Annotated in this window: 24 protein-coding genes and 1 pseudogene; 13 read left to right on the top strand and 12 right to left on the bottom strand. The window is 60.4% G+C overall.

Annotated elements, in window-relative coordinates; translation table 11 throughout:
* Nucleotides 1–4: 4 nt before the first annotated feature.
* Nucleotides 5–613: pseudogene (locus HGP12_RS29250) on the top strand (class II fructose-bisphosphate aldolase); the annotation flags it as partial.
* Nucleotides 614–624: 11 nt separating this feature from the next.
* Here HGP12_RS29250 and HGP12_RS29245 read toward each other — a convergent pair.
* The 8 genes from HGP12_RS29245 to HGP12_RS29210 all read right to left on the bottom strand — a co-directional run bounded on the left by HGP12_RS29245 (nucleotide 625) and on the right by HGP12_RS29210 (nucleotide 9,583).
* Nucleotides 625–2,367 carry a glycerol-3-phosphate dehydrogenase/oxidase gene (locus HGP12_RS29245; protein ID WP_168843035.1) on the bottom strand — a complete coding sequence of 581 codons (1,743 nt, stop codon included), beginning with the start codon at nucleotides 2,365–2,367 and terminating at the stop codon, nucleotides 625–627.
* A 59-nt stretch (nucleotides 2,368–2,426) separates the two neighbouring features.
* On the bottom strand, nucleotides 2,427–3,956 hold the full coding sequence (locus tag HGP12_RS29240; RefSeq protein ID WP_168843034.1) for an FGGY-family carbohydrate kinase: 1,530 nt from the start codon (nucleotides 3,954–3,956) through the stop codon (nucleotides 2,427–2,429).
* Between the two features lie 53 nt (nucleotides 3,957–4,009).
* Nucleotides 4,010–4,852 carry a DeoR/GlpR family DNA-binding transcription regulator gene (locus HGP12_RS29235; protein WP_168843033.1) on the bottom strand — a complete coding sequence of 281 codons (843 nt, stop codon included), beginning with the start codon at nucleotides 4,850–4,852 and terminating at the stop codon, nucleotides 4,010–4,012.
* Nucleotides 4,853–5,033: 181 nt separating this feature from the next.
* A complete protein-coding gene (locus HGP12_RS29230) occupies nucleotides 5,034–5,981 on the bottom strand; it encodes a D-ribose ABC transporter substrate-binding protein (protein ID WP_168843032.1) in 948 nt (315 codons plus the stop codon).
* Nucleotides 5,982–6,081: 100 nt separating this feature from the next.
* Entirely contained in the window at nucleotides 6,082–7,134 is a 1,053-nt protein-coding gene (locus HGP12_RS29225; RefSeq protein ID WP_168843031.1) for an ABC transporter permease, read from the bottom strand.
* A gap of 22 nt (nucleotides 7,135–7,156) precedes the next feature.
* Nucleotides 7,157–8,701 (bottom strand): sugar ABC transporter ATP-binding protein, encoded by a 1,545-nt coding sequence (locus HGP12_RS29220; RefSeq protein ID WP_168843030.1) that lies wholly within the window; start codon nucleotides 8,699–8,701, stop codon nucleotides 7,157–7,159.
* The gene (locus HGP12_RS29215; RefSeq protein WP_168843029.1) at nucleotides 8,698–9,354 is read right to left on the bottom strand and encodes a DUF2291 domain-containing protein; all 657 of its coding nucleotides are present in this window, start codon (nucleotides 9,352–9,354) and stop codon (nucleotides 8,698–8,700) included. The genes HGP12_RS29220 and HGP12_RS29215 overlap by 4 nt, the downstream gene beginning before the upstream one ends.
* A gap of 70 nt (nucleotides 9,355–9,424) precedes the next feature.
* Nucleotides 9,425–9,583 (bottom strand): hypothetical protein, encoded by a 159-nt coding sequence (locus HGP12_RS29210; RefSeq protein ID WP_168843028.1) that lies wholly within the window; start codon nucleotides 9,581–9,583, stop codon nucleotides 9,425–9,427.
* Nucleotides 9,584–10,233: 650 nt separating this feature from the next.
* On the opposite strand from HGP12_RS29210, the gene HGP12_RS29205 reads away from it, so the two are divergent.
* The 7 genes from HGP12_RS29205 to HGP12_RS29175 all read left to right on the top strand — a co-directional run bounded on the left by HGP12_RS29205 (nucleotide 10,234) and on the right by HGP12_RS29175 (nucleotide 17,542).
* Nucleotides 10,234–11,784: an FGGY-family carbohydrate kinase gene (locus HGP12_RS29205; protein ID WP_168843027.1), complete on the top strand. Its 1,551-nt coding sequence runs from the start codon at nucleotides 10,234–10,236 to the stop codon at nucleotides 11,782–11,784.
* A gap of 88 nt (nucleotides 11,785–11,872) precedes the next feature.
* Nucleotides 11,873–13,384 carry a glycerol-3-phosphate dehydrogenase gene (locus tag HGP12_RS29200; RefSeq protein ID WP_168843076.1) on the top strand — a complete coding sequence of 504 codons (1,512 nt, stop codon included), beginning with the start codon at nucleotides 11,873–11,875 and terminating at the stop codon, nucleotides 13,382–13,384.
* Between the two features lie 27 nt (nucleotides 13,385–13,411).
* Nucleotides 13,412–14,344 carry a sugar phosphate isomerase/epimerase family protein gene (locus HGP12_RS29195; RefSeq protein WP_168843026.1) on the top strand — a complete coding sequence of 311 codons (933 nt, stop codon included), beginning with the start codon at nucleotides 13,412–13,414 and terminating at the stop codon, nucleotides 14,342–14,344.
* A 126-nt stretch (nucleotides 14,345–14,470) separates the two neighbouring features.
* Nucleotides 14,471–15,409 carry a sugar-binding transcriptional regulator gene (locus tag HGP12_RS29190; protein WP_168843025.1) on the top strand — a complete coding sequence of 313 codons (939 nt, stop codon included), beginning with the start codon at nucleotides 14,471–14,473 and terminating at the stop codon, nucleotides 15,407–15,409.
* Nucleotides 15,410–15,531: 122 nt separating this feature from the next.
* On the top strand, nucleotides 15,532–16,296 hold the full coding sequence (locus tag HGP12_RS29185; protein WP_168843024.1) for a DeoR/GlpR family DNA-binding transcription regulator: 765 nt from the start codon (nucleotides 15,532–15,534) through the stop codon (nucleotides 16,294–16,296).
* Nucleotides 16,297–16,304: 8 nt separating this feature from the next.
* On the top strand, nucleotides 16,305–17,075 hold the full coding sequence (locus tag HGP12_RS29180) for a triose-phosphate isomerase (RefSeq protein WP_168843023.1): 771 nt from the start codon (nucleotides 16,305–16,307) through the stop codon (nucleotides 17,073–17,075).
* Nucleotides 17,076–17,086: 11 nt separating this feature from the next.
* Entirely contained in the window at nucleotides 17,087–17,542 is a 456-nt protein-coding gene (locus tag HGP12_RS29175; protein WP_168843022.1) for an RpiB/LacA/LacB family sugar-phosphate isomerase, read from the top strand.
* Between the two features lie 76 nt (nucleotides 17,543–17,618).
* Here the strand turns inward: HGP12_RS29175 and HGP12_RS29170 are convergent, their stop codons facing one another.
* Nucleotides 17,619–18,110 (bottom strand): MarR family winged helix-turn-helix transcriptional regulator, encoded by a 492-nt coding sequence (locus tag HGP12_RS29170; protein WP_168843021.1) that lies wholly within the window; start codon nucleotides 18,108–18,110, stop codon nucleotides 17,619–17,621.
* 55 nt (nucleotides 18,111–18,165) lie between these two features.
* Here HGP12_RS29170 and HGP12_RS29165 point away from each other — a divergent pair, with 55 nt between their 5' ends.
* The gene (locus HGP12_RS29165; protein ID WP_168843020.1) at nucleotides 18,166–19,680 is read left to right on the top strand and encodes an FAD-dependent oxidoreductase; all 1,515 of its coding nucleotides are present in this window, start codon (nucleotides 18,166–18,168) and stop codon (nucleotides 19,678–19,680) included.
* Nucleotides 19,681–19,701: 21 nt separating this feature from the next.
* Here HGP12_RS29165 and HGP12_RS29160 read toward each other — a convergent pair whose 3' ends face one another.
* Nucleotides 19,702–20,559, bottom strand: coding sequence for a glycerophosphodiester phosphodiesterase family protein (locus tag HGP12_RS29160; RefSeq protein WP_168843019.1), 858 nt, complete (start codon nucleotides 20,557–20,559; stop codon nucleotides 19,702–19,704).
* A gap of 241 nt (nucleotides 20,560–20,800) precedes the next feature.
* Between HGP12_RS29160 and HGP12_RS29155 the strand changes: the two genes are divergently transcribed.
* Nucleotides 20,801–21,928: an ROK family protein gene (locus HGP12_RS29155; protein ID WP_168843018.1), complete on the top strand. Its 1,128-nt coding sequence runs from the start codon at nucleotides 20,801–20,803 to the stop codon at nucleotides 21,926–21,928.
* Between the two features lie 33 nt (nucleotides 21,929–21,961).
* On the opposite strand, the gene HGP12_RS29150 is transcribed toward HGP12_RS29155, so the two are convergent.
* Complete coding sequence (locus tag HGP12_RS29150; RefSeq protein WP_168843017.1) at nucleotides 21,962–22,336, bottom strand: winged helix-turn-helix transcriptional regulator; 375 nt, start codon at nucleotides 22,334–22,336, stop codon at nucleotides 21,962–21,964.
* A gap of 84 nt (nucleotides 22,337–22,420) precedes the next feature.
* Between HGP12_RS29150 and HGP12_RS29145 the strand changes: the two genes are divergently transcribed.
* Nucleotides 22,421–23,038: an FMN-dependent NADH-azoreductase gene (locus HGP12_RS29145; RefSeq protein ID WP_168880000.1), complete on the top strand. Its 618-nt coding sequence runs from the start codon at nucleotides 22,421–22,423 to the stop codon at nucleotides 23,036–23,038.
* 172 nt (nucleotides 23,039–23,210) lie between these two features.
* A complete protein-coding gene (locus HGP12_RS29140; RefSeq protein ID WP_168843015.1) occupies nucleotides 23,211–23,828 on the top strand; it encodes a hypothetical protein in 618 nt (205 codons plus the stop codon).
* A 48-nt stretch (nucleotides 23,829–23,876) separates the two neighbouring features.
* Here the strand turns inward: HGP12_RS29140 and HGP12_RS29135 are convergent, their stop codons facing one another.
* Nucleotides 23,877–24,845, bottom strand: a complete 969-nt coding sequence (locus tag HGP12_RS29135; RefSeq protein WP_168843075.1) for a DUF1402 family protein — start codon at nucleotides 24,843–24,845, stop codon at nucleotides 23,877–23,879.
* A 472-nt stretch (nucleotides 24,846–25,317) separates the two neighbouring features.
* Between HGP12_RS29135 and HGP12_RS29130 the strand changes: the two genes are divergently transcribed.
* A partial coding sequence (locus HGP12_RS29130) for a glycoside hydrolase family 3 protein (RefSeq protein WP_281408525.1) occupies nucleotides 25,318–26,342 on the top strand: 1,025 nt, incomplete at its 3' end.

Genomic DNA, 26,342 nt, shown 5'->3' with positions numbered 1-26,342 from the left:
CGATATGGCATATCTCGGCGGCATCTTCGTCGAGGGTGAGCTTGGCGTGCTGGGCTCGCTCGAAACCAGCATGGGCGAGGCTGAAGACGGTCATGGCGCGGAAGGCAAGCTGTCGCATGACCAGCTGCTCACCAATCTGGAAGAGGCCGTTCAGTTCGCGCGCGAGACCAGGGTCGATGCGCTGGCGATGAATGAGATCGAGGGTATCCATGGCAAGCTGCCCAACACGCATCTTGTCATGCATGGTTCCTCCTCGGTTCCCGAGGAATTGCAGGAGATCATCAACAAATATGGCGGGCAGATGAAGCCGACCTGGGGCGTGCCGGTCGAAGAGATCCAGCGCGGCATCAAGAACGGCGTGCGCAAGATCAACATCGACACCGACGGCCGCATGGCGATGACGGGCCAGATCCGCCGGGTGCTGCAGGAAGATCCGAGCGAGTTCGATCCGCGCAAATATATGAAGCCGGCCATGGCTGCCCTGACAAAGCTCTGCAAGGAGCGGTTCGAGCAGTTCGGAACGGCCGGACACGCCTCGCGCATCCAGCCGTTGACCGTCACCGAAATGGCCAGGCGCTACAAGTCCGGCTTACTCGATCCGGTTTTCTCTTGAAGCCTAAGTGATCAGCGTGCCGTGGGGCTGGCCGCCCGGCGCAGGCTTTCTTCGCTCAGCGTCCGACCGTGGAATTTCGACAGCGACGCGACGACATCGTCGATTTCGGCCGCCAGCCGCTGCGCATCCCAGTGCAAGGCTGCCGCCGCGATCGCGCCGATTTCGCGCAACCCCTGGATCGTCAGCAGGCCTTCGATCGCCATGGTCGTACGGCGGAAGACGATGTCAGACAGACGCACGACGAGCTCCTGCCGCGCGATCCAATCGATCTCCAGCGCGCTATAACGCTGCGCGTCGCTGATGCGCTGACTATCGCTATAGGCCGAAGAATGGGCAAGGATTGCCGCTGCGGTCGTGCCGTATCGGTCAAGCAGCTCCTCTGCTCTACTTACCTCTACCCCGGCTTTTGCTGCGATCGATCGAATCCAGCTGGCGCGCTCATTGGACGTGAGCGGAAAATCCCGGCCGCCGCCGATGGCGAGCCGCTCGGTCGACGTCTTGCGGCCGCGCTGAAGGCGTGTCAGCACGGTATCGGCCACTTCCTCGGCAAAACCCCGGAACGTGGTCCATTTGCCGCCGACCAGCGAGATGATCGGAAACGGGCGCCCGGCCTGCGGTTCGAAGACCGGTGCGGAATGATCGCGGCTGATCAGGCCCGGCGACGAGGCGTCCGAGGCGGGCAGGGGGCGAATGCCGCTATAGCTGTAGGTCACCTGGTCGCGGTCGAAGCGGAGGGTCGGCAGAAGCGAGCGTACGCTATCAAGGAAATAGTCGATCTCGGGTTCTTCGCAGCGGACATTGTCGGGATCGTCGCAGGGGATGTCGGTCGAGCCCACAAGCGCCTGGCCCAGATAGCCGTAGACAAGACAGATACGGCCGTCATCGGCTTCGAAATAGATCATATGGCCGTTCAGGCTGCGCACCAGCTCCGGGTGATCGAGCAGGATATGCGATCCCTTGGTGCCGCCGATCAGATGGGCCGGCGCGCCGAGGGCGGCGTTGACGTGATCGATCCACGGGCCTGCGGCATTGACGACGAGTTTCGGCTTGACCGAAAAGGCATGGCCGTCCGAGCGCTGGAAGGTCAGCAGGCCATCGGCTGCGGAAACAAGTCTTGTCGCATTCGCCGCCAGCGAACTCTCGTTCGCTTCCAGCCCGTCATGGATCAACTCATAAACAAGCCGTTCCGGCCGGCTGATCTTGGCGTCGTAATAGATGCCGCCTGCGACGATCTCGGGTGTGACATGCGGCATTTCCCTGAGCGCGCGGCCCTTCAGAAGGAACCTGTGGCGCGGCATGACGCGGTTGCGCGAGCCGAAGAAGTCATAGAGCGCAAGCCCGATCTTGATGAGCACCGCGCCACGGCTGCGCGGAGCGGTCGTCGAGCCCGTCAGCGTACGAAGAGCGGCCCAAATGCCCCGAGTCCAGGAAAAGATCGGCACGAATGTCGGCAGCGCCTCGACGCAATGCGGCGCGTTCTTCAGCAGCAGGTTCCGCTCGAGCGCCGACTGGGCCACCAGACCGAACTCGCCTGTTTCGAGGTATTTCAGACCGCCATGGATCAGCCGCGACGGTGCGGCGCTCGTTCCCGAGCCGAAGTCAGATTTGTCGACGATCAGGCAGTTGACGCCCTGCACCGAGAGATCGCGAAACAGACCGGCGCCGTTCACCCCAGCGCCGAGAATGACGACATCGACATCTCCGTCCTGGAGTTGCGAGAAGCGTTGTTTCAGATCGGCGGCGATAGCGGTCATAACATCTTCGTCCTGCTGAGCTGCCGCGATAGAGCCTGTCCGCGCGGCGCATTTTCGGTCTAGTCTTGGGAGTGTTGGGTTGCGAGATTGCCGATCCGTGGCCAGAGCGGCGTCATTGCTCCGGCAATATCGCAGAAGAGGTCGTAGCGGATGCGATAGTCGGCGCTACGGGCGGGCTCCGGGTGATAGGTCAGGGCGATCTTGCCGACATCGCGCGGATCGCTCTGCGGGCTAGGGTAGACGCCAATACCGGCGCCGGCGCAAAGTGCGGCACCCCAGGCGGCGGCTTCATCGGTTTCGGTGACGGTGACCGGCATGCCGAGCACATCGGCAAACATCTGAACGACGATCGGGTTGCGCGACACGCCGCCCGCCAATCTCGCCTGATCAAAGGAAAAACCGTCACTTAAGGCATCGACGTGAATCTTATGGTTGAAGGCGATGCCTTCGAGGACCGCCCGCAGCATGTCGCCGCGATCGTGCCAGCCACCAAGCCCGAAAAAGCTGGCGCTGGCATCGGCGCCATAGGGCGAGCCGAACAGATAGGGGTGGAACAGCGCGCTCGACGGCCGATTGAACGCGGCTTCGATTTCGGGACCGAGGACGGCATGTATGGACTTGCCCGCCGCTTCGGCGCTTGCAATTTCACTGCCGCAGAGCTTGTCCAGGAACCATTCATAATTCGCTGACGATGCCGGGGAGATCGACATGTTGTTCCATTGGCCCGGCGCGATGGCATTGCGGCAGAACCAGCGGCGATCGACGCGCGGTTCCGAAGAGAGCGTTTCGTTAATCGAGTAGGTGCCGGCGATGACGGCAACGATGCCGTCGGCATAGCCGCCGGCCCCAAGCGCCGAGGCGGTCACATCATGCAGGCCGGCAACGACGGGCGTGCCCTCGGCAAGGCCCGTCCGCTTTGCGACGGCTTGGGTCACGTGTCCGACGATTTCATCCGATCGCGAGGCATGCGGCAGGGCACCAGTCATCTCGCTAAGGCCGAAGAGCTTCAGCGCATCCGATGAATAGTCTTGTGTCGAAACATCGGTAAAGGACGTGCTGGCCTCGGTCCGGTCGGTGCCTTCAACGCCAGTCAGGCAGAAGCGCAGCCAGTCCTTGCAGGAGAGGATACGGCCGATTTCAGCAAAGCGCTCTGGCTCATTGGCCTTGATCCAGGCAAGCAGCGCCGACGGCGCCGAGACGTGCGGCAGCTGGCCGGTCAGCGTCAGGGCCTCGTCGGCAATCGGGCTTTTCAGCCATCGTTCCACGACCGGGCCGGCGCGGCTGTCGAGCGAGAGAATGGCGCGTCCGAGCGGTTTCTTTGCCCTGTCGAGCAGATAGATGCCGTCGCCATGGGCGGTGGCGGCAATCGCCTGAATATCGCTGGCGGGACGGTTGCTGAGCTTGATCGCCTCGGCAATGGCATCGGCCGTCTGCGTCCAGAGTTCGTCTATGTCGCGCTCGACATGGCGGGCCTTCAGCATGAACTGGGTCACGCGGCGCCGCGCGACGGCAAGCGGCGTTCCATCGATGTCGAAGATGACGGCCTTGGTGACGGTCAAGCCACTGTCAATTCCGAGCAGACTCGGCATTCTCGATACTCCTGATCGTGAAAGATCCTGGGCCGACCGCCTGGGCCTGGCCGTCAGGACCGCTCCTTGTCGCCTTTGGCGACGACAACATTGATATTCTTGTTGCGTATGCGCTCCAGATGAGCGGCAGGCGTCTTGTCGTCGACGATCACGACATCGAATTCGCTCAAACGCGCGAAACTATGCAGCGCCCGTCGTTCGAACTTGGTATGGTCCATCATCAAGATGCGCTTGGCGGCGCTGTCGAACATCGCCCGCTTGATGTCGACGATCTCGGGCGATTGATGGAAGACGACGTCATCGATGATGGCCGACATCGAGATGAAGGCGACATCGGCCCGCAGGCGATTGATTTCGTTGATCGTCATGCGGCCCATGAAGGCGTTGCACCAATTGTAATACTGCCCGCCGAGCGCCAGAAGCGTCACGTCATGCATGTCCTTCAGCGCATTCATTAGTGTCAGCGAGTTGGTGATCGCCGTCAGCGGAACCTTGGCGGACAGCTGCGATGCCATCTGCAGGACGGTGGTGGAATCGTCGAGGAAGATCGCCTGGCCGGGTTCGATGAACTGCATTGCGGCCGCCGCGATCATCTTCTTTTCGCTCGCCTGCCGGTTGGCGCGGTAGACGTCGCTTGATTCGATCAGGCTGGTGGCGGCGGCCGAAACGATGCCGCGTGTCTTTCGGAACAAGCCTCGGCTGACCAACTCGTCGACATCGCGATGCGCCGTCATCAGGCTGATGCCGAAACGGTCGGTCAGATCCTCTATGCGCATGGAGCCTTCCGTCATCACAGCTTCGGCGATCATCTGCCGCCGGGCGATCTGACGGGAATGCCGGCTGTCGCTCGGCAGTTCGTTTTGCAGGAATGATACAGGGCTTGTCTTGTCTGTCACGTCGGCCTCTAGCGCTGAGCCTTGCGGATGTTCCCGTGCCGCAGCGAATGCAATGCTATGGGAAAAGGCATAAAAAGCAATTCGCTAACAGGAGTTCTGCAAGTCATTCCTCACGTTCGGCCGGATGTCGCCGATGGCGGGCTAAGGGTGGGAGCGCCGGCGTCCGGCGCCCCCAATGGCATTATTCGGACAGAACGAAGGGTGCCGTGTACTTGTCGACATTGTCCTTGGTGATCAGGATGCAGTCGAAGAGCTGCTTTTCGCTCGTGGCACCGGTCTTGCCGGTCTTGATGAAGCTGTCGGCCTGCTTGACGGCTTCCGCCGAGAAGGTGGCGACCGGCTGCAGAACGGTGTACTGCAGCTCACCGGCCTTGATGGCGGCAACAGCGTCCGGCGAGCCGTCGAAGCCGCCGACCTTGACGTTGGCGAGCTTGCCGGCTTCTTTAAGAGCGGCAATCGCGCCGAGCGCCATTTCGTCATTGCCGGAGATCACGCCGATAATGTCCGGGTGAGCCTGCAGGATCGACTGCATCTTGTTGTGGCCCTGGGTGCGGTCCCAGTTGGCGACTTCCTTGGCAACCTTCTTCAGGTCGGGATACTGGGTCAGAACGGTTTCGTAGCCGTTCGAACGGGTAGCGGCGTTGTTGTCGGAGGGCGAGCCGAAGAGTTCGGCATAATTGCCCTTGTCGCCAATGGCTTCGACCCACTGCTGTGCGCCGATGGCAGCGCCCTGGGCGTTGTTGGAAACGAGCTGAGCCTTGGCGAGACCTTCCTGGTTGATTTCAGCATTGACCAGGAAAACCGGGATGCCGGCGGCAACGGCCTTCTTCACCGCGCCGACGGAGCCATCGGCGTTTGCCGGATCGAGAATGATGGCGACCGACTTGTTGGTAATGGCCGTATCGATCAGGTTGCTTTCGGTGTTGGTATCGCCCTTGTGGGCGCCGACCGTCGCCGTATAGCCAAGCTTTTCGGCGGTCGCCTTGGCGACGTTGCCTTCCGTTAGCCAGTAGGGGTTGGACGGATCGTTGACGATGATCGTCATCTGACCGGCAGCCCATGCTGCTCCCGTCAGAAGCGGCGCCACGGCAACCGCTGCCATGACGGTACGCAAAGCTTTCTTGAACATTAGTCTCTCTCCCTTTTGATGAGCTCAGTGGTGCCGGCAAGCCGGCGGTTCTTTCCCCGATCGATGTATTCACCGGCCGGTGACAAGCTTGTGTGCGGCGTCAGCCGGATTTGGTCCGGCGTCCGTACTGGATGCTGTTCATGAGCACGGCGAGCACGATGACGGCGCCGGTAAAGACCGTCTGCCAGTAAGCCGACACGCCGATGATGACGAGCCCGTCCGACAGGAAACCGATGACGAAGGCGCCGAGCATGGTGCCGCGCACGGTGCCGCGACCGCCCGTCAAGGCGGCGCCGCCGATGACGACCGCGGCGATCGCCGTCAGCTCGTAGGTGGTGCCGGCGGTCGGGCCGGCGGATGTCAGCTGCGAGGAAAGCACCAGGCCGGCGACGGCCGCGCAGACGCCCGACAGCACATAGACGATGATCTTGACGCGCTTGACCGGAACGCCGGAAAGATCGGCGGCGCGCTCGTTGCCGCCAGAGGCATAGAGCCAGCGGCCGAAGGCGGTGCGGCTGAGGACGAGACCGCAGATGATCGCAAGCACGGCAAGCACGATGACGCCGATCGGGATGCCGGCGAGGCGGTTGAAGCCAAGCCAGTCGAAGCCGGTATTGCCGAGTTCGGGACGTCCGCCGAGATTGTTGTAGGTGAGGCCGTTGGTCATCAGCAATGCGATGCCGCGGGCGACATAGAGCACCCCGAGCGAGGCGACGAAGGCCGGGACGCGCAGGTAAGCGATCAGCACGCCGTTGACGGCGCCGACCACCGCGCCAAGCGCGCAGGTTAGTACGACGACGGCCCAGACCGGCGGATAGAGAATGACGCCGAAGCTCGACAGCGTGACACCCTGCATCAGGAAGCCGGCGATACAGCCGGCAAGGCCGAGCGTCGAGCCGACCGAAAGATCGATCCCGCCATTGAGGATGACCAGCAACATGCCGATGGCGAGAATGCCGAAGATCGCCACATGCGAGGCCATCGTCAGGAAATTGCTGAGCGAGAAATAATAGGGCGACAGGAAGGAGAAGACCGCGATGATGACGATCAGCGCGAAGAAGGCGCGCCCTTCCAGGATCAGCCGCACGAGATTGAAGTTCCGCCGCTGTCCGTTCGAAATTGGTTTCTTTTCTGTGATGTTCGTGACTGACATAATCAGTGCTCCATGAATGCGGCTAGTGCGCGACCACTGCTTCGCCGGAGGCGGCCATGATCTTCTCTTTGGTGACGTCAGGCCCGAATTCGGCAGAGATCTTGCCGCGGTGCATGACGATGATGCGATGGGCGATGCTCAGGCATTCGGCGACTTCCGACGTCGAATAGATTACTGCAAGACCTTCCTTGGCGCGCTCGGCGAGCAGCTTGAAGACTTCGGCCTTGGCGCCGATATCGATGCCGCGGCTCGGCTCGTCGAGCAGGATCACTCTCGGCTGCGTCGCCAGCATCTTGCCGATGACGACCTTCTGCTGATTGCCGCCCGACAGCGAGCCGATTGCGGCCTCACCACCATCGGTCTTGATGTGAACCTTGCGGATCGCGTCGTTCACCAGCGACCGCTCGCGACCGCCTGAGGTGAACAGACCTTTGGTGAAGGCGCCGATGCTGGCGAGCGACAGGTTCGAGCCGACGCTCATCGTCTGGACGAGGCCGTCGCGCTGCCGGTCTTCCGGCACCAGCACCAGGCCTTGTGCGATGCGTCCGGCGATGCTGAGGCCGCCGACATCGTTATTGCCGAGCAGCACACGGCCGCCGCTCGATCTGAGGCGTCCGGCCACGCATTCGAGCAGCTCGGTGCGACCGGCGCCCATCAGGCCGTAGATACAGACGATCTCGCCGGCGCGAACTGCAAGCGACATGCGATCGACCGCATTGTAGGCAGCTCCTGATGGGCCCGGCACGGTGAGATTGTCGATCGTCAGCGCCACGTCGCCTATTCTATGGCCGGTCGGCGGACTGCCAAGGTCGAAATTGTCGCCGACCATGTTGCGCACGATCCATTCGAGATCGATGTCCTTGCGCTCGGCGTAGGCCGTCATGTTGCCGTCGCGCAGCACGACGGCGTGATGGGTGATCTGCAGCGCCTCTTCCAGGTGATGCGAGATATAAACGATCGAGACGCCACGGTTCGTCAGGTCGCGAATGACCTTGAAGAGGACTTCGACTTCGCTGGCGCTCAATGCCGAGGTTGGTTCGTCCATGATCAAGATGCGGGAATTGACCGATAGCGCACGCGCGATCTCGACGATCTGCTGCTGGCCGAGACGCAGGTCCTCGACGGGAGTGAGCGGATCGATATTTTCCTCCAGCTCCTCCATCAGGGCACGGGTCTGGCGCTCTTCCTCGGCAAAATCGACCACGCCGCCCTTCATGATCTCGCGACCCATGAAGATGTTGTCGCGGACGCTGAGGTTTGGCGCGAGGCTCAATTCCTGGTGGATGATGGAAATGCCGCAGGCGCGGGCATGCGTCGAGGAGGCAAAGCTGATCGGGTTGCCGTCGAGGATGATGTCCCCTGAGGTCGGCTGAATGACGCCGGATAGGATCTTCATCAGCGTCGACTTGCCGGCGCCATTTTCGCCGAAGAGCGTGGTGACTTCACCGCGGCGAATGTCAAAATTCACGCCCTTCAGCGCATGGACGCTGCCATAGGATTTGGCGACGTTGCGGGCGGCGAGAACGACTTCGCCCGTGGTCACGCCGTTGTGCTGGACCTGGCTCATTTTACGTCGACCTTTACGGGGGTGATGAGCCAGTTCTTCGGGTTGATCAGCTTGAAAACGCCAACGACAGTCGCCGTCTTGCCGGTCAGCTTCTCAGGATCCAGGCTGCCGAGGGTCGCCTTCTTCATCTCATTGTTGATGGCGGAACCAGCGTCCTGATATTCGATCTGGTTGGTGAACTGCCCGAATTCGATCTTGCCTGTGGCGTCGCGGAGATCGGTGCCGTTGATTGCGGGACCAGTTTGTACCCGGATGGTGACACCGTCAGGCATGCCGTCGACCTTGAACTCGTTGAGATTGGCCTTACGCTCGCCGAAGGTTCCGGTCAGCGAAACGGGAAGAACGGGTCCGGTGGTGGTGGCGACACCGTATTTCGTGCCGGCGGCCTTCTTGTCGGCCAGAACGGCATTGGCAAGCGTCACGGCATCGACGGCGCGCTTTTCGACATCGGCCTGGACTTTCGGGAATTCTTCCGCGCCGTAGGCCTCGGGTTGGAAACCTTGCTCGCGAATATCGTGAGTCGAGCCGATTCTGACGACTTTGGTATCGGCCGCGATGGCGCCGATCACGATCACCGCGACGGCAATCCCCGCCACGATCTTGAGCTTGGATCCCGCCGGCTTGGCAGTTGCATACTGAGTCTGGGTATTCATGTTCAAACGACCTTCGGCATATCAGCCGGATTGCCTGATGGAGAGGGAGGAGAAGGTGCTGCGATCCAGGCTAGCGGAAGTGCAGCCCTTGTTTTGAGGCCCGCAGGCGCTCCGCTCGGCTTTCGACGGTGCTGTCGCCGGAATGGAAATTCAACATCAGGAGCCTCCTCAGCATGTGGACGGCTGTCTCCTCAGTCGTCCATTTCGGCTTCACGATGACCGCATCCATGCGGGTTTCGTGATATAAGTATGTTAATAACTCCAATTTATATGTTATAAATATTTCGACCTGTCAACCGCGATTTGGGATGCCCTGCCCATCGCCTGCCCTCATGCACGTCAGTGTTATCCTTCCTCGATGGCCTACAACTTTCACTTTGCATGCGCTATTCGAGGCTTTGCCGCCGGTGCTCCTCAGCGAGAATTTCTCTAAAGAAATTGCAGTAAGTTACGGATCTTTATCAGGAAAGAAAGAACATTTTTGCGATGTTCCGATCAAAGCATTGCTCTTGCCTGTCGATCGCTCGCTAACGAACTTCTTTCCTTCCGCAGCTTCTCTCGGGAGCGGCTGGGGAATTGACAGCACTCATTTTATATGAAAAAAATTACAAGACCAGAAAAATATTACTGCAACAGTGATATCTTTGTGTTATAAGTTAGCGCAGTGATTGAGGGCTCGCTATTGCGTCGGGTTCAGCTGTTCAGGGTATTGAATGTGCGAAATGGCCATTCGCGGGTGCTCCTGTGAGCTTGGGATGTGGCAGCGATGCGCGCGAGTTGGCAAAACTGTACTCGTGACCGGGTGGGGAGGAATGAAGATGTTCGTGATGTATGCCAAAGCCCCCGCCGTAAGGCGCGTGATGGTGGAGCCGGCCTGCAATGCCTAAAAGTGACGGGATCATCATCGGCATCGACGCAGGTACCTCCGTTCTGAAGGCGGTTGCCTTCGAATTGTCCGGAAAGCAGATCGTGTCCGCCTCGGCGCGCAATCGTTACGAGATGGGGGAAGATGGTTCGGTCACGCAGTCGCTTGGCCAGACATGGTCTGATTGCGTCAGCGCGCTGCGCGGACTTGGCGAGAAGGTCGAGAACCTTGCCGCCCGAACGGCAGCGATCGCGGTCACGGGGCAGGGTGACGGCACCTGGCTTGTCGGCTCCGGCAATATTCCGGTCGATGATGCCTGGCTCTGGCTCGACGCCCGAGCCGCATCGACGGTGACGCGGCTGAGCGCCATGGCTGGCAACCGCGCGCGTTTCGAGGCGACGGGCACGGGTCTCAATACCTGCCAGCAGGGCGCGCAGCTCGCGCATATGGACCGCTTGATGCCGGAGCTTCTCGATCGGGCCGAAACTGCCTTGCACTGCAAGGACTGGCTCTATCTCAATCTGACAGGGGTACGGGCGACCGATCCGTCTGAGGCCAGTTTCACCTTCGGCAATTTCCGCAATCGCCAATATGATCCGGTCGTCATCGATGCGCTCGGTCTTGCCGGCCGGCGCTCGCTTCTGCCTGATATTCTCGACGGAAGCGAGACCAGCCATCCCCTGACGGAGGCGGCCGCCAAGGCGGCGGGCCTGCTTGCCGGGACACCGGTCTGCCTCGGCTATGTCGACATGGTCATGACGGCGCTCGGCGCCGGCGTTCGCACCGGCGGCCAGAATGCGGCCTGCTCGACGATCGGGTCGACGGGCGTGCATATGCGCGCCAAGGCCGTGCCCGATGTCCAGCTCAACGACGAGGGGACGGGATATGTGATCGCCCTGCCGATCCCCGGCATCGTCACGCAAGTCCAGACCAATATGGGCGCGACCATCAATATCGACTGGATTTTACGGGTCGCGGCGGATCTGATGTCCACAGGCGGAAATCAGGTTTCCTATTCGGATCTCATTCCGCGCATCGATACCTGGTTTGCCGAGGCGCGTCCGACGAACCTTCTCTATCACCCCTATATTTCCGAGGCGGGCGAGCGCGGTCCCTTCGTCAATGCATATGCGCGCGCCGGCTTCACCGGGCTTTCGACGCGGCACGGCTTTGCCGACATGTTGCGGGCCGTGGTCGAAGGCCTCGGCATGGCAACGCGGGACTGTTACGCGGCCATGGGCGACTTGCCCTTAGAACTGCGCCTCACCGGAGGAGCTGCGCGTTCGCGCGCGTTACGAGGTTCGCTCTCTGCCGCCGTCAAGGCGCCGGTCCGCATTTCGGAGCGGGAAGAGGCGGGTGCTGCCGGTGTCGCAATGATGGCCGCGGTCGCGATCGGCGCCTACCAGGACATGGACAGCTGCATTGCCGATTGGGTGACGCCGCTGCTCGGCACGGCCGAGGAGCCGGATCCGGAAAACGTCGAGCGCTACGACCGTTTGTTCGACGCTTACAAGGACGTGCGGCAGGCGATTGCGCCTGCCTGGGACAAGCTGGCCGAGCGCTAGCCCGTTGGCGGCCGGCGAGCGCCGCCATTGAAGATTGATTTGATGATGCCCGAGGGCATTCGAACCAGGGCATCCGAAGGAGCATGACATAATGGAACCGGAAATCTTTGATCTTTTCGTGATCGGCGGAGGCATCAATGGTGCCGGCATTGCCCGCGACGCGGCCGGCCGCGGTCTTTCGGTTGTCATGTGCGAGAAGGGCGATCTGGCAGAAGGAACCTCTTCGCGCTCCGGCAAGCTGGTGCATGGCGGCCTGCGCTATCTTGAATATTACGAATTCCGTCTTGTGCGCGAAGCTTTGATCGAGCGTGAAGTGCTGCTGAACTCGGCAAGCCATATCATCTGGCCGATGCGCTTCGTGCTGCCGCACAGCCCGACGGATCGTCCGGCCTGGCTCGTTCGCCTCGGCCTGTTCCTCTACGACCATCTCGGTGGCCGCAAGAAGCTGCCCGGCACGCGCTCGCTCGATCTCCACCGCGACCCGGAAGGCGCGCCGCTCCTCGACCAGTATTCCAGGGGTTTTGAATATTCCGACTGTTGGGTTGATGACGCCCGGCTCGTCGTCCTCAACGCTCTCGATGCGTCCGCCAAGGGCGCGAAGATTTTAACACGCACGGCTTGCGTCAGTGCGCGACGCGATCAGGGCAACTGGGTCGTCCAGACCCGCGACCAGCGTTCCGGTGAAGTGCGCACCGTTCGCGCCCGTGTATTGGTGAATGCCGCCGGACCCTGGGTCAATGACATTATCGGCCGTGTCGTCGGCTCAAACAGCCAGCGCAGCGTCCGGCTCGTCAAGGGCAGCCACATCATCGTCCCGAAATTCTGGGCCGGCCAGCAGGCCTACCTCGTCCAGAACCACGACAAGCGCGTGATCTTCATCAACCCTTATGAAGGCGACAAGGCGCTGATCGGCACGACCGACATTCCCTATGAAGGCAAACCGGAAGAGGTGGCGGCCGACGAGAAGGAAATCGATTATCTGATCACGGCGGTCAATCGCTACTTCAAGGAGAAGCTGCGCCGCTCCGACGTGCTCGAGAGCTTCTCCGGCGTCCGCCCGCTGTTCGACGACGGCAAGGGCAATCCGTCGGCCGTGACGCGCGATTACGTCTTCGATCTCGACGAGACCGGCGGTGCGCCGCTGTTGAGCGTATTCGGTGGCAAGATCACCACCTTCCGTAAGCTCTCGGAACACGCGATGCAGCGGCTTGCCAAGTTCTTCCCGAAGATGGGCGGCGATTGGACGCGGGGCGCCACGCTTCCAGGCGGCGAGATTCCGAATGCCGATTACGTCGCCTTCGCCGACACGCTACGGGAAGCCTATCCCTGGATGCCGCGCGCGCTTATCAATCACTACGGCCATCTCTATGGCGCCCGCACCAGGCAGATCGTCGGCGAAGCCACGTCGCTGGCCGCACTCGGCCGCCATTTCGGCGGCAATCTCTATGAGGCCGAAGTCCGCTATCTCGTCGCTTCCGAATGGGTCCAGGCGCCCGAGGACGTGCTGATGCGTCGCACCAAGGAAGGTCTGCGCATGACGGCGAAGGAGAAGGCGGATTTCGCGGCCTGGTTCGATGCCGAACTGGCGCTGGCTGCCTGAAGAACAGACTTTGCCGGGAGAATAGGCATGCCCTTAACGCTTTCACTCAACACCAACCCGCTGGTGAACCGCTTTGCCGAGCCGGCTGATCTGATCGAAACCGTGGCGCGCGATCTGCGTATCCGCGATCTGCAGCTGACGCACGAGTTCATCAATCCGAGCTGGCAGGCACCGGTCATCCGCCGGCTGACACGGGACATGCAGGCAGCGTTGAAGCGTACCGGCGTTCGCGTCACATCAGGCATGACCGGCCCCTACGGCCGTCTCAACCATTTCGGTCATCCAGATAAGGATGTTCGCCGCTACTATATCGACTGGTTCAAGACCTTTGCCGATATCACCGCCGATCTTGGGGGGCATTCCGTCGGCACGCAGTTCGCGATCTTCACCTATAAGGACTATGACGATCAAGCCCGGCGCGAGGAGCTGATCGAGATCGCAATCGAATGCTGGGGCGAGGTGGCCGAGCATGCACGTGCTGCCGGTCTTTCCTATCTATTCTGGGAGCCGATGAGTATCGGCCGCGAATTCGGCGAGACGATCGAGGCATGTCGATCCCTGCAGGAGAGATTGACGAAAGCCCCATTCGCCATTCCGATGTGGATGATGGCCGACATCGACCACGGCGATGTCACCTCGGCCAATCCCGACGACTATGATCCCTATGCCTGGGCACGCGCCGTGCCGAAGGTTTCGCCGATCATCCATATCAAGCAGAGCCTGATGGACAAGGGCGGCCACCGTCCCTTCACGGCGGAATTCAACGCCAAGGGCCGCATTCAGCCGGAGCCGCTCTTGAAGGCATTTGCCGAAGGCGGTGCCAAGGACAACGAAATCTGCCTCGAACTGTCGTTTAAGGAGCGTGAGCCCAACGATCGCCAGGTCATCTCGCAGATTGCCGAAAGCATCGCCTTCTGGGCACCTCATATCGACACGGGTGCCAGTGACTTGCATATCTAGCCGCTGGAGTGGCCGAGACTCGATTCCACCTGAGCCCCACCCTTGCGGAAGGGGACGGATTTGGGGGCATGGTCAGATAAAAAGCAGGCGAGGGGCCATGCGTGACGAAATGAAAAGGAACGGTCGATGACGGATGCGGATGATTCGCTCGCCGTGCGAGCGGCGTGGCTGCACTATGCCGGTGGACTGACGCAGTCCGAGGTGGCAAAGCGCCTCGGCGTTCCCTCGGTGAAGGCGCATCGCCTGATCGCGCGCGCGGTCGCCGACGGCGTCGTCAAGGTGACGATCGACGGCGATATCGTCGAATGCGTCGAGCTCGAAACGGAGCTTGCCGCGCGCTTTGGCCTGCAATATTGCGAGGTTGCGCCCGATCTCGGCGAAGAGGGCTTTGAGTTTCGCGCGCTCGGGCAGGCAGGCGCCGGTTTTCTGCGGCGTGAGATCGAAAGCGGCAACAACAAGGTCATCGGCCTCGGCCATGGGCGAACGCTCTCGTCCGCAGTTCATCACATGGCGCGCGTCAGCGCCAAGGACCTGCGCTTCGTCTCGCTGCTCGGTGGTCTGACGCGAAACTATGCGGCCAACCCCTATGACGTGATGCATCGCATTGCCGAAAAGACCGGTATGCAGTCGCATGTGATGCCGGTGCCCTTCTTCGCCAACACCCGCGAAGATCGCGATGTGCTGCTTGCCCAGCGCGGTGTGAAGGAGGTTTTCGATCTCGCCAACGGCGCCGATCTCAAGCTCGTCGGTCTCGGCACGGTCGATACAGATGCGCAGCTCGTCTTGTCCGGCATGGTCGAGCCGAAGGAGATCAAGGAGATTACCGCGGCCGGCGGCGTCGGCGAAATCCTCGGTCATTTCTTCGATGCGGATGGCAAGATTCTGGAGACGACGCTGACCGCGCGCACGCTTTCCGCCTCCCTGCCGCGCACCGAGAACGAACGCCTTGTTGCATTGTCCGGCGGGTTGCCCAAGGTCGAAGCCATTCGCGCCGTCCTGAAGAGCCGCTGTCTTTACGGGCTGATTACGGATGAGAAAACGGCGAAAGCACTGCTGAAAGCATAAGCCTGCTACCAACTGGGTGGAAACATAAAAGCATCTCAATCTAACAATAGGAATGTTGAATTGTGAGATTTCGATGTTATGTTTTCTCTAGTTCCATTTCTGGTTAGTGGCCGGAGCGCAAGGTGAAACGGGAAGAGCGTCAGCAATCGATCATCAATCTGCTTGTCGAGCACAAGACCGTCGATCTCGACGATCTGGCCGACCGCTTCACCGTGTCCAAGATGACGATCCATCGCGATCTCGATGATCTCGAGCAGGCCGGCGTGCTGCGCAAGGTTCGCGGCGGCGCGACCATCGATGCCGGGACGCAGTTCGAAAGTGATTTTCGTTTCCGCGAGCGGCAGGGTCATGACGAAAAGCTGGCCATGGCGCGCTCTGCGCTCGAGCTGGTCGAGCCTGGCATGACGGTCATGATCAATGACGGCTCGATGGCGGCCGTTCTCGGCGAGATGCTGCTGCAGAGGCGGCCGCTAACGCTGATCACCAACAACGCCGCGATCATCGACCGCATGAAAAACGAAAGCGGTATTACGCTGATCGCGCTCGGCGGCGTCTATTCCGCGAAGTTCAACGCCTTTCTCGGTGTCGTCACCGAGGAGGCGCTGTCGCGACTAAGGGCCGATATCGCCTTCCTGTCGACGCCGGCCGTTTCCGGTAAGCTTGCCTATCACATGGACGATAACGTCGTGCGCACGAAGCGGGCAATGATTGCGTCGGCGACCAGGAGCTGCCTGCTCGTCAGCCATCAGCGCATCGGGCATACGGCCTTGCATGTGATGGCCGACCTTACCGATTTCGATGCGGTGATTACCGATCACGCACCCGATGACGCCATTCTCGAGCAATTCCGCCGGGACGGTGTCACCCTCACCATTGCCTCGAACTAGGATATGACATGACAGAGAAGCCTCGCTATTGGATTGGCACGAGCTGGAAGATGAATAAGACGCTTGCCGAGGCGCGCGTCTTCGCCGAGGCATTGCGTGCTGCCGATGCCCTGCGCGATGCCCGCATCCAGCGCTTCATCATTCCGCCCTTCACGGCCGTGCGTGAGGTGAAGTCGATCCTTTCGGACAGCTCCGTCAAGGTTGGCGCCCAGAACATGCATTGGGCGGACCAGGGCGCTTGGACGGGCGAAATTTCGCCGCTGATGCTGAAGGATTGCAATCTCGATATCGTCGAACTCGGCCATTCCGAGCGTCGCGAGCATTTCGGCGAGACCAACGAGACCGTTGGATTGAAGACCGAGGCGGCAGTGCGCCATGGCCTGATCCCGCTCATCTGCATCGGCGAGACGCTGGCAGATCGCGAAAGCGGCCGCGCAACCGAGATCCTGAGCCAGCAAGTCATCGGCGCGCTATCGAAGCTCTCCGATGCCCAGAAGCAGGCTGACATTCTGCTGGCCTATGAGCCGGTCTGGGCGATCGGCGAAAAGGGGATCCCAGCCGAGCCCTCCTATGCCGATGCCCGCCAGGCCGAGATCATTGCGGTCGCGCAAAAGGTGCTTGGTCGGAAAATTCCGTGCCTCTACGGCGGATCGGTCAATCCGCAAAACTGCGAAGAACTCATATCCTGCCCGAACGTAGACGGGCTCTTTATCGGCCGCTCCGCCTGGAATGTCGAAGGCTATCTCGACATCCTCGCCAAGTGCGCCGCCAAACTCTGAGGAGACATATCATGAAGCTTGCTATTGCTGGAGACAGCGCCGGCGAAGGCCTGGCCAAGGTTCTCGCCGACCACTTGAAGGATCGTTTCGAAGTGAGCGAAGTGTCGCGCACTGAGGAAGGCGCTGATCCGTTCTACGCCAATCTCGCCGACCGCGTCGCTTCCGGCGTCATCGACGGCACCTACGACAAGGCGATCCTCGTTTGCGGCACCGGTATCGGCGTCTGCATCTCGGCCAACAAGGTGCCGGGCATCCGCGCGGCGCTGACCCACGACACCTATTCGGCGGAGCGCGCCGCGCTGTCGAACAACGCCCAGATCATCACCATGGGCGCTCGCGTCATCGGCACTGAACTTGCCAAGGCCATCGCCGACGCGTTCCTGGCGCAGACCTTCGACGAGAACGGCCGCTCGGCCGGCAACGTCAAGGCTATCGACGAGGTCGATGCGAAGTATAACGCCCGTTAAGCCCCGTCTCCCAAGACGCGGACAAGCCCGCCCGATCTTTTCGATCGGCCGGGCTTGTTTGTATTTGCAGCGCGCTTCAACGCGCGCCACCTGGGGCGCCTGGCTTATCGCTTTTGATGTCTTCGGCGAATTTGCGCATGAGCCGTACCAGGTCTTCGATGTCCCGTTCGTCCCAATTGGCGAAGATAGATAGGCCGATTCTCTCACGCGCCGCGTCGACACGATCAGTCATTGCCTTTCCCTGTGTGGTAATGACAGCCTCGCGAATGCGGCGATCTTGCGTGCTTTCCTGGCGGTCGACCAGCCCGAGGCCCTCCAGCTTGGCGACCTGCCGGCTGACGGTGGTGTAGTCGCGCCCGACGCGGTCAGCCAGTTCGACAACTCCGATGGGACCGAGCCTTTCCACCAGAACAAGCAGTGGGAACAGCGCACGGTCGAGCGATATGCCCGCTTCTCGAACCATCGCTTCGTCACGCTGGGGTCGGTTCATGACGCCGACGATTTCGAGCAACGCGCCATGAAGCTCACGCAGCTGCGTGGTAATATGTGTATTTTGCACCTTTTTCATTGACGCCGAACCATCTCTCTCTTAATGTGTGCATATTACACATATGGAGCCTGAGATGACAGAGAAATTTGCAGCCGATGTGCTAATTTGCGGCGCGGGCGCAGCCGGTCTGGCGCTGGCGATCGACCTGGCGCGGAGAGGCGTTTCCTTCCGCCTGATTGAGAAGATGGAGGGCCCGTTCCACGGCTCGCGCGGCAAGGGCATTCAACCGCGAACACAGGAAATATTCGAAGATCTCGGTATCCTCGACCGGCTCGTCGCGGTCGGCGGGTTATATCCGTCCGAACGCCGACACCGCGACGATGGCGGCTATGCCGACGCCGATGTGACGGAGCACGAGCCTCCGACCGCCGCCGAGCCTTATCACCTTCCGCTGATGGTGCCTCAGTTTCTGACCGAAGGCCTGATGCGCGAACGTCTTGAGGAGCTCGGTCATCGGCCCGAATTCGGCTGGGAACTGGTTGGCTTCGAGCAGGACGCGGACGGCGTGACGGCGCGTCTTACGGGCAAGGCCGGCGAAGAAACCTTGCGCGTGCGCTGGCTCGTCGGCGCCGACGGTGGCCGCAGCTTCGTGCGCCACGTGCTCGGCATCGATTTTCCGGGCAAGACCCTCGGGGTCCGCGCCGTCGTGGCGGATGTTATGCTGACGGGTCTTGCACGCGATGCCTGGCATCGCTTCAACGATGGAAACATGGTGCGGCAGATCTCGTTTTGCCCGCTCGCAGGGACCGGAATGTGCCAAATTCAAGGCCCGATTCCTCTTGAAGGCGATATCGAACTCTCCGCTAGAGGGCTGGAAGCTATGGTGGCGGGGCGCACCAATCGCGACGATATTCATATCCAATCCGTATCCTGGGCATCGGCATACAGCATGAATGCGCGATTGGCCGATCGCTACCGCGTCGATCGCGTGTTCCTCGTCGGCGATGCGGCTCACATTCATCCGCCGACGGGCGGTCAGGGCCTCAACACCAGCGTGCAGGATGCCTATAATCTGGGCTGGAAGCTGGCCGCGGTCGCCCACGGTGCGCCTGAGGCGCTGCTCGATACCTATGAAGAGGAACGCAGGCCGGTCGCCGCGGCGATGCTCGGCCTGGCGACAAAACTTCTCGATGCCTTAAAGCGTGGCGACATGCGTCGCGGCCGCGACGTGCATCAGCTCGATATCGGCTATCCCGAATCCTCGCTGGCGCTGGAGCAGTCAAGCCGGGTTGGCGGCCTCCTTGCCGGCGACCGTGCGCCGGATGCACCGATCCACGGTGCAGCCGGGCAAGCTGTGCGGCTGTTCGATTTGTTCCGAGGGACGCACTGGACCCTGCTCGGCTATGAGGTTGAGCGAGGGTCCGTGCGTCCGCGTCAGGGCGTGCATATTCATATATTCGGTCCGAAGGGCGATGTGCTCGATGACGGAGGTCACTTCCGTGACGCCTACGCCCCTGCCGTCGGTGATTGGGTCCTGGTACGTCCGGACGGCTACATTGGTGCCATTGTCGCGAGCGGCGATGTGGTGATCCTAGAGACCTATCTCGCGCAGGTAGGGCTCGGCTTGGTCCATACCGGTTGCAATTAGCGCGGCTCTATTCGGTCCAGCTTAGCGGCCTGCCAACCAGCGCTTGAATTCGACGTTCGTGTCGGTCTGGATCGCACCCACGCCGGCCGCGACAAGTGTTCCCCAGACGCTTTCCGGATCCTTGAGCGCGCGGCTGTCGTTGAAATTAAGATTGTGGGAGACATCGAGCGTATTCACCCACAGTCTGATGTTCTGGCGTTCCAGTTCTTCGCGGCCGGTAGCAAGATCAGCGACGTCGGCAAACTTGACTTCGATCATCGGCGCGCGCAGCGGCTCGATCAACCGCAGATCGTCGGCGAATTTGCCTGGTCTTGCGGGAAACATCGGCATATGCGGGATAGAGCCGAACCAATCGGCATCGAGAACCGAAAATTGAGGGCTTTCCGGGTCGATATCGGATTTGATGATGACGTGATCCTCGGCGCCAAGGCGTCGAACGGCAGCAATGACCAGCGGCAACTCATGCGGAAACTTCGTGTCGATATTGACGAAAACGCGCCCGCGCGCCTCTTCAAGCGCTTCTTCGAGCGTCGGCACGCGCTCATCCATCAGGGGCGCGGTTTGCCCACCGGCGCCGGCGCGCAGCCGCGCATCGCGGACCGTTGAGAAACTGCTTGCGCCGACGACACCTTTGGCCGACGTGGTGCGGTCCAGCGTCTTGTCGTGGATGACGACGAGATGGCCGTCGGCCGTTGCCTGCGTGTCGATCTCGACGAATTCGACGCCGAGTTCGGCGGCGGCGCGGATGGATGCCAGCGAATTTTCCGGCGCTGCCGACCAAAGGCCACGATGCGCGATCGTTAGAATGTCCGGATTGGCGCGGGACAGGAGATCATAGATATCGGCAAGGCGAGGCGAGGCGGCGGTCTGGCTATGCATGGGAATGGCTTTCGTGTGCGGATCGATCGTTCTGACGAAATGCGCCGCTTGATGTCCGGGACAGAATCCAGACGCCAATGGCTGCGCGCCGACGCGATGCTATCGGCATCGGTCGCCTGGATGGCTATTAATACACATAAAGTGTAATATTTGTGACAGGTCACCTTGAAGATGCGGGTGATGCGGATTGCATCCACGGATACGAGAGGCTAAGGCGGCTCAAAGGGTTGGAATTGCAGTCATGACAGCGCTTGAGAAATCCCCGCTGGCGAGCGAAAACGAACGCCTCATCCTCGATATCGTTCGCCGACATGAGCCGATCCCGCGCGCGACCATAACGACCCACACCAATCTGACCCAGCAATCGGTGTACCGCCTGGTCGAAACCTTAATGGCGCGCGGTCTGCTTCGCGCCGGTGCGCCCCTCAAGGGAGCACGCGGGCAACCGAGCCCAACAATCGAACTGGCAAGGCAAGCTGCTTACTCGATCGGCATTTCCGTCAATACCGACGCCGTAACCCTTTCGGTCGCCGATTTCGGCTGCGATATCGTCAGTCAGGAGACGCTTAGGAGCGTGCCAGGTGATCGCAAGGCAACGCTGGCCGCGCTTGCCCGAAAACTGAACTCGATCTTGATGCGACATGAGATACCGCGCAAAAACCTCATCGGGCTCGGCTTCGCCATGTCCGGCTTCTTCGTCGGCGATGCTCGCCACTTCAATGCCCCGGAGCCTTTGCGGGACTGGTCGCTGATCGATCTGCAGCCGGAGCTCGAAGATGCGTTCGGGCTGCCAGCGTGGCTGGAAAACAATGCGACGACCGGCGCCATCGGCGAAAGCCTGCGCGGCGTCGGGCGTTGGTGCCAGACCTTCGCTTACCTGTCTTTCAATTACGGATTTGGCGGTGGCCTTATTCTGGAGGGCAGGCCCCACCTAGGGTTCCATGGCAATGCGGGGGAGTTCAGCGTGATCTATGATCCGGAGGAGGCGCCGCGACGGCCGGCTCTGCAATATCTTATCCGCATATTGCGCAAGAACGGTATCGAGATTGGCTCCATCGAGGAGCTGAAGCAAGATTTCGATCCTTCCTGGCCGGGCGTGGAGAGCTGGCTCTCGGAGACCATGCCGATGCTCGATCGCCTGATTGCGACGCTTACCGGAGTGATCGATCCGCAGGCGATCGTCTTCGGCGGTCAGCTGCCGCCGGGGCTCGGGCAGATGATGATCGAACGCGCGAAAGTGCCCTCGCAGCGCCCGCATCGTTATGGTGTCGCACCGCTCGGGCCGCGGTTGGTTCTCAGCGAGACGAAGGGCGATGCCAGCGCGGTCGGAACCGCGCTGCTGCCGTTGAAGTTCCGGTATTTCTTATAGGCATTTGAAAGAATTACTGTCGCAACGCCGCACCTACCGCTTGTCGTATTGAGCGCGCGCCTCGTGAATGACATCCTGATTAGCGGTTGCCCATCCCACCAGCGCCATCACCGGACCAAGCAGTTCCCGACCGGATTTGGTAAGTTCATAGTCCACTCGGGGTGGAATGGTGGGGAATAGCGTGCGCGTCACCAGCCCGTCGCGCTCCAGCCCGCGTAACGTCAATGTCAGCATTCGCTGGGAAATGCCATCGATCCGCCGTCGCAATTCGTTGAACCGTAAGGGACCGTCCTTGAGCACGGCGATGATGTACAGGCTCCATTTGTCGCCGATGCGATCGAGAATTTCCCGCACCATCCGGCAATCGTCGAAATGAGGGATGGGAAAATCAATGTCATTCAGTGTCATGAATGTGCCTTCTTGCGGAGAGCGAAATAGTTACATTAATAGTGTTGGTCACAATTAATTACCACCCTTATCAGGAGTCAGCAAATGACCAACATTCTCGTCGTAACCTCGAGCCCGCGTGGGGCAGAAGGCTTGTCCACACGCTTCGCAACCGAGATCGCGGAGGGGCTCAAGGAGCGCTTGGGTGGAACACTCGTGATACGCGACTTGGCGGCCCGGCCACTGCCGCATATCACGCCGGCGTATATCGAAGGCCGCATGGCGCCCTCGCAAGCGCGGACACCGGAACAGGCTGAAGCCGTGGTGCTTGCAGAGACATTGGTGAACGAGGTCAAGGCCGCCGACGTGATCGTCATCGGCTCCGGAATGATCAACTTCAGCCTGTCTTCACAACTCAAGGCCTGGATGGATCATATCATCTGGCCCGGCGTAACCTTCAGCTACGATGCGAGCGGTGTCCGTGGCCTTCTAAGCGGCAAGAAAGCCTACGTTGTGACGGCCAGCGGCGGCGTCTTTTCCGAGGGTGCCCATGCGGCCTTCGATTTTCAGACGAACTATCTCGTTCATCTGCTCGGCTTCATGGGCGTGACCGACATCGAAACCATCCGCGTCGAAGGGACGGCCTACAGCCCCGAGGCGACACATGCGGCCATTGCCAAAGCCGAAACGCAGATACGTTCTGTGCTCGAACGGGCGGCGTGATTTTAGCCGCAACGGTCCATGCGGAATGGGCTTGTGCCTTGTGGGCGGAGCCCATTCTTCCTTCAGCGCGCAGCCCGTTCGGGGGGCGCATTTCATTTCCGCATCATCAATGCTTCAGCGCTTTGTCAGACGCCATTGCTAAAGCACGGCCTCTTTTTTCCGGACGACAGCATTGGCGCGCAAGACCGCAATCATCATTGGCAATGGCAAACTCGAGCGCGATCTCTCAGGGATCGTGGACGATGCGCAATTCGTCATGCGCTTCAACGAGCCGAACCTCGCCGGGGGCATGAGCGGCGAACGGACCGACATGATCATGCTGGTCGCATCGAGCAAGACCTTGTATCGGCGGCTGATCGATCCGGACTTTCTGGACAATGCAGCATTGAAGGCGGTGAAGGTGCTGATGCTCGCCTACCATCCGAACATCATCCGCAAATATCATCCCCGCCCCAACATCTTTCAGCGCCTGCAGGGCAGGAGGGCCGACTGGACGATGCAGGCGATCGAACGGATGGGCAAGGCCGGCAAGGAGATCCGCATCATGCCGCCGCAGACCTATATCGACGGTTGCAACGAGCTCGGCATTTCCAGGCCTCGCATGCGGGACGTCTTTCCCAGCACGGGCTTCCTCGGCATCTGTTATACGCTCGCAAACTTTCCGGCGTCCGAATGGGACGTCAAACTATGCGGCTTCAGCTGGGAAGGATGGAAGCGGCACGATTGGCAAAATGAGCGTGTCTGGGTCGAAAACAAGATCGCCAACGGCCGCGTCAGCCTGCTCGCGTAAGCTATTCGATGCGATCGGCTTTGAGAGCTTCGCAGACCTCTCCCGCGATCACTGTTCTGCCAGCAAGCCACGCAGCTCCGGCAGCCGGTCGTTCACCAGCCAGCCATAATAATTCTCTTCCGGCAGCTTTTTGCCGCCTGAAGCGTCCGCGGCCTGCCGCAAGGCAAGTGCGCGGCGCCGTGGCTGCCCGACATTGTAGAGCGTTGCCGTCAGACCGGGATTGTCGGTGATGTCGAAACCCTGGGCGCGATAGGCGTCGATCGCATCCCTGACGATCGCGGCGATATAGATCACGCTGCGATCGGGATCCATGATGTCACGGTAGATTGCCTGCGGATCATCAACGGACAATTTCGGCAAACCGCTGGTCGCATGCACGAGGTCGGTGGCCTCGAGCGCGGTCAACGGACTGATCTGACCAAGACCGAAGGTCTGGCCTGCGAAGAAGGGCTGGAAGAAGGCACGCTGGAACGTCATGTTTTCATAGATAGCGCCATCGATGAGCTTGCCACGAAAACTCGTGTCCCAGGTTTCATCACGGCATTCCCATAGCTCAGCGCTGCTCGTGAAGGCATCGCAATGGGCGAATTCCGGCTTCTTCAGGAAGGTCTGGACGGTCACGTCCTTATAGGCAAACTTGAAATTGGATTGCGAATAGGCAAGTGCCTTGACGTAATAGGACTTCACCCTGTTCACGATGGTGATGTTATAGGTGTGCTCGCCGACAAGCGCGCCGATTATGTGGATGGGGTCGATCTGATAGGCCGTTGCGGCCTTCCTGATCGAAGCCATCAGGTCCTTGTCCTCGCGAAACACGCTGACGATCTTCTGGTATTTTTCGTCATATGTCGTGTTGAACGCCTTGGCCCGCAGCACCGAAGTGTTGGGTATCGGGGGCTGAACGCTGTTGCGATTGCCCGGGGGGACGCGCACGAGTTCATACGCGAAGCAGGCATTCGTGAGCGCAAAGACAAAAAGGAAACCGAGTGCCGGGAGTGTCGACAGGCGTGTTCGCATTGACAAGATGACTTTCAAAATATTCCCCGGCACGGGGACAATCTTCATACGCGATCGATATACGAAGGCAAGGGCGGCATCTTCTGCCCCCGCGCGAATCACAATGTGGCCGTCGAAAACAACAGACCGGCAATACACAGAAAGCTCGCAGCGACTAGGAACGAACGCACACTCGGCTCCATGAGCTGGGCTCATGACATCCGATGCGGTCAAATTTATTCGAAAGAAGATTATTCGTATTTTTAGCGAACCGGTTCTTTTTGCCATCGTGCGGGGGAAGGAGTCCAATCAACCGTGGAATTTATGATTTCTGACTGTTATGAAGTTGAGCGCGGATAAAAAGATATGTTGTTTCATGAGCATAGCAGATTAGCAGAAGATCATCGGGCGCGTTGATGATTTGTTTGAATTAAAAGCGAATCTCCACCAACTCATGGTTGGGGAAACGCTAGCACATAGTTCGGGAGGCCTTATGATTGATAATATTCTCGACCGGATGACGCTTGAAGAGCAGGCTTCGCTGCTGTCCGGCGCCGACTTCTGGACCACGGTGCCGGTCGAGCGTCTCGGCGTTCCGAAGATCAAGGTCACGGATGGTCCGAACGGTGCGCGCGGCGCCGGCTCGCTGGTTGCCGGCGTCAACGCTGCCTGCTTTCCCGTCGCCATCGCGCTTGGGGCCACATGGAATCCGGCGCTTGTTCAACGCATGGGCGTGGCGCTCGCCGGCCAGGCCAAGAGCAAGGGGGCATCAGTGCTCCTGGCGCCGACGGTCAATATTCATCGTTCCGGCCTGAATGGCCGCAATTTCGAATGCTATTCGGAAGACCCAGTGCTGACGGCCGAACTCGCCGTCGCCTATATCCAGGGTGTGCAAAGCCAGGGCATTGCCGCCACCATCAAGCATTTCGCCGGCAATGAATCCGAGATCGAGCGTCAGACGATGTCCTCGGATATCGGCGAGCGGGCGCTTCGCGAAATCTATCTGCCGCCGTTCGAACAGGCAGTGAAGAGGGCGGGGGTCATGGCTGTCATGTCCTCCTATAACAGGCTGAACGGTACCTATACCAGTGAGCATCCCTGGCTGTTGACCAAGGTTCTGCGCGAGGAATGGGGTTTCGATGGCATTGTCATGTCCGACTGGTTCGGCTCACATTCGACCGTTCCGACGATCAATGCCGGACTTGATCTGGAAATGCCCGGCCCGACGCGCGATCGCGGCGACAAGCTCGTGGCGGCTGTGCGCAACGGCGAGGTCAAGGCGGAGACGGTGCGCGAAGCCGCCCGCCGCATATTGACGCTGCTCGAACATGTAGGCGCTTTCGAAAAAGCACCTGATTTGAGCGAGCAGGCGCTGGATCTGCCGGAGGACAGGACTCTCTTATGTTCATTTGCAAGCTCTCTAGCCGCGTTTTTTCTTTCGCCTTTGACGACGAGGTCATGCGTGAAGCTGATGCACAAAGCAGGAGACAGGGCATTTAGACGACGGCTGGCATACTC

The organism is Rhizobium sp. P28RR-XV (genome assembly GCF_012641385.1).
Taxonomy (GTDB): domain Bacteria; phylum Pseudomonadota; class Alphaproteobacteria; order Rhizobiales; family Rhizobiaceae; genus Rhizobium.
The sequence above is the reverse complement of the archived record's forward strand: the minus strand, read 5'-3'. Positions and strand labels throughout refer to the sequence as shown.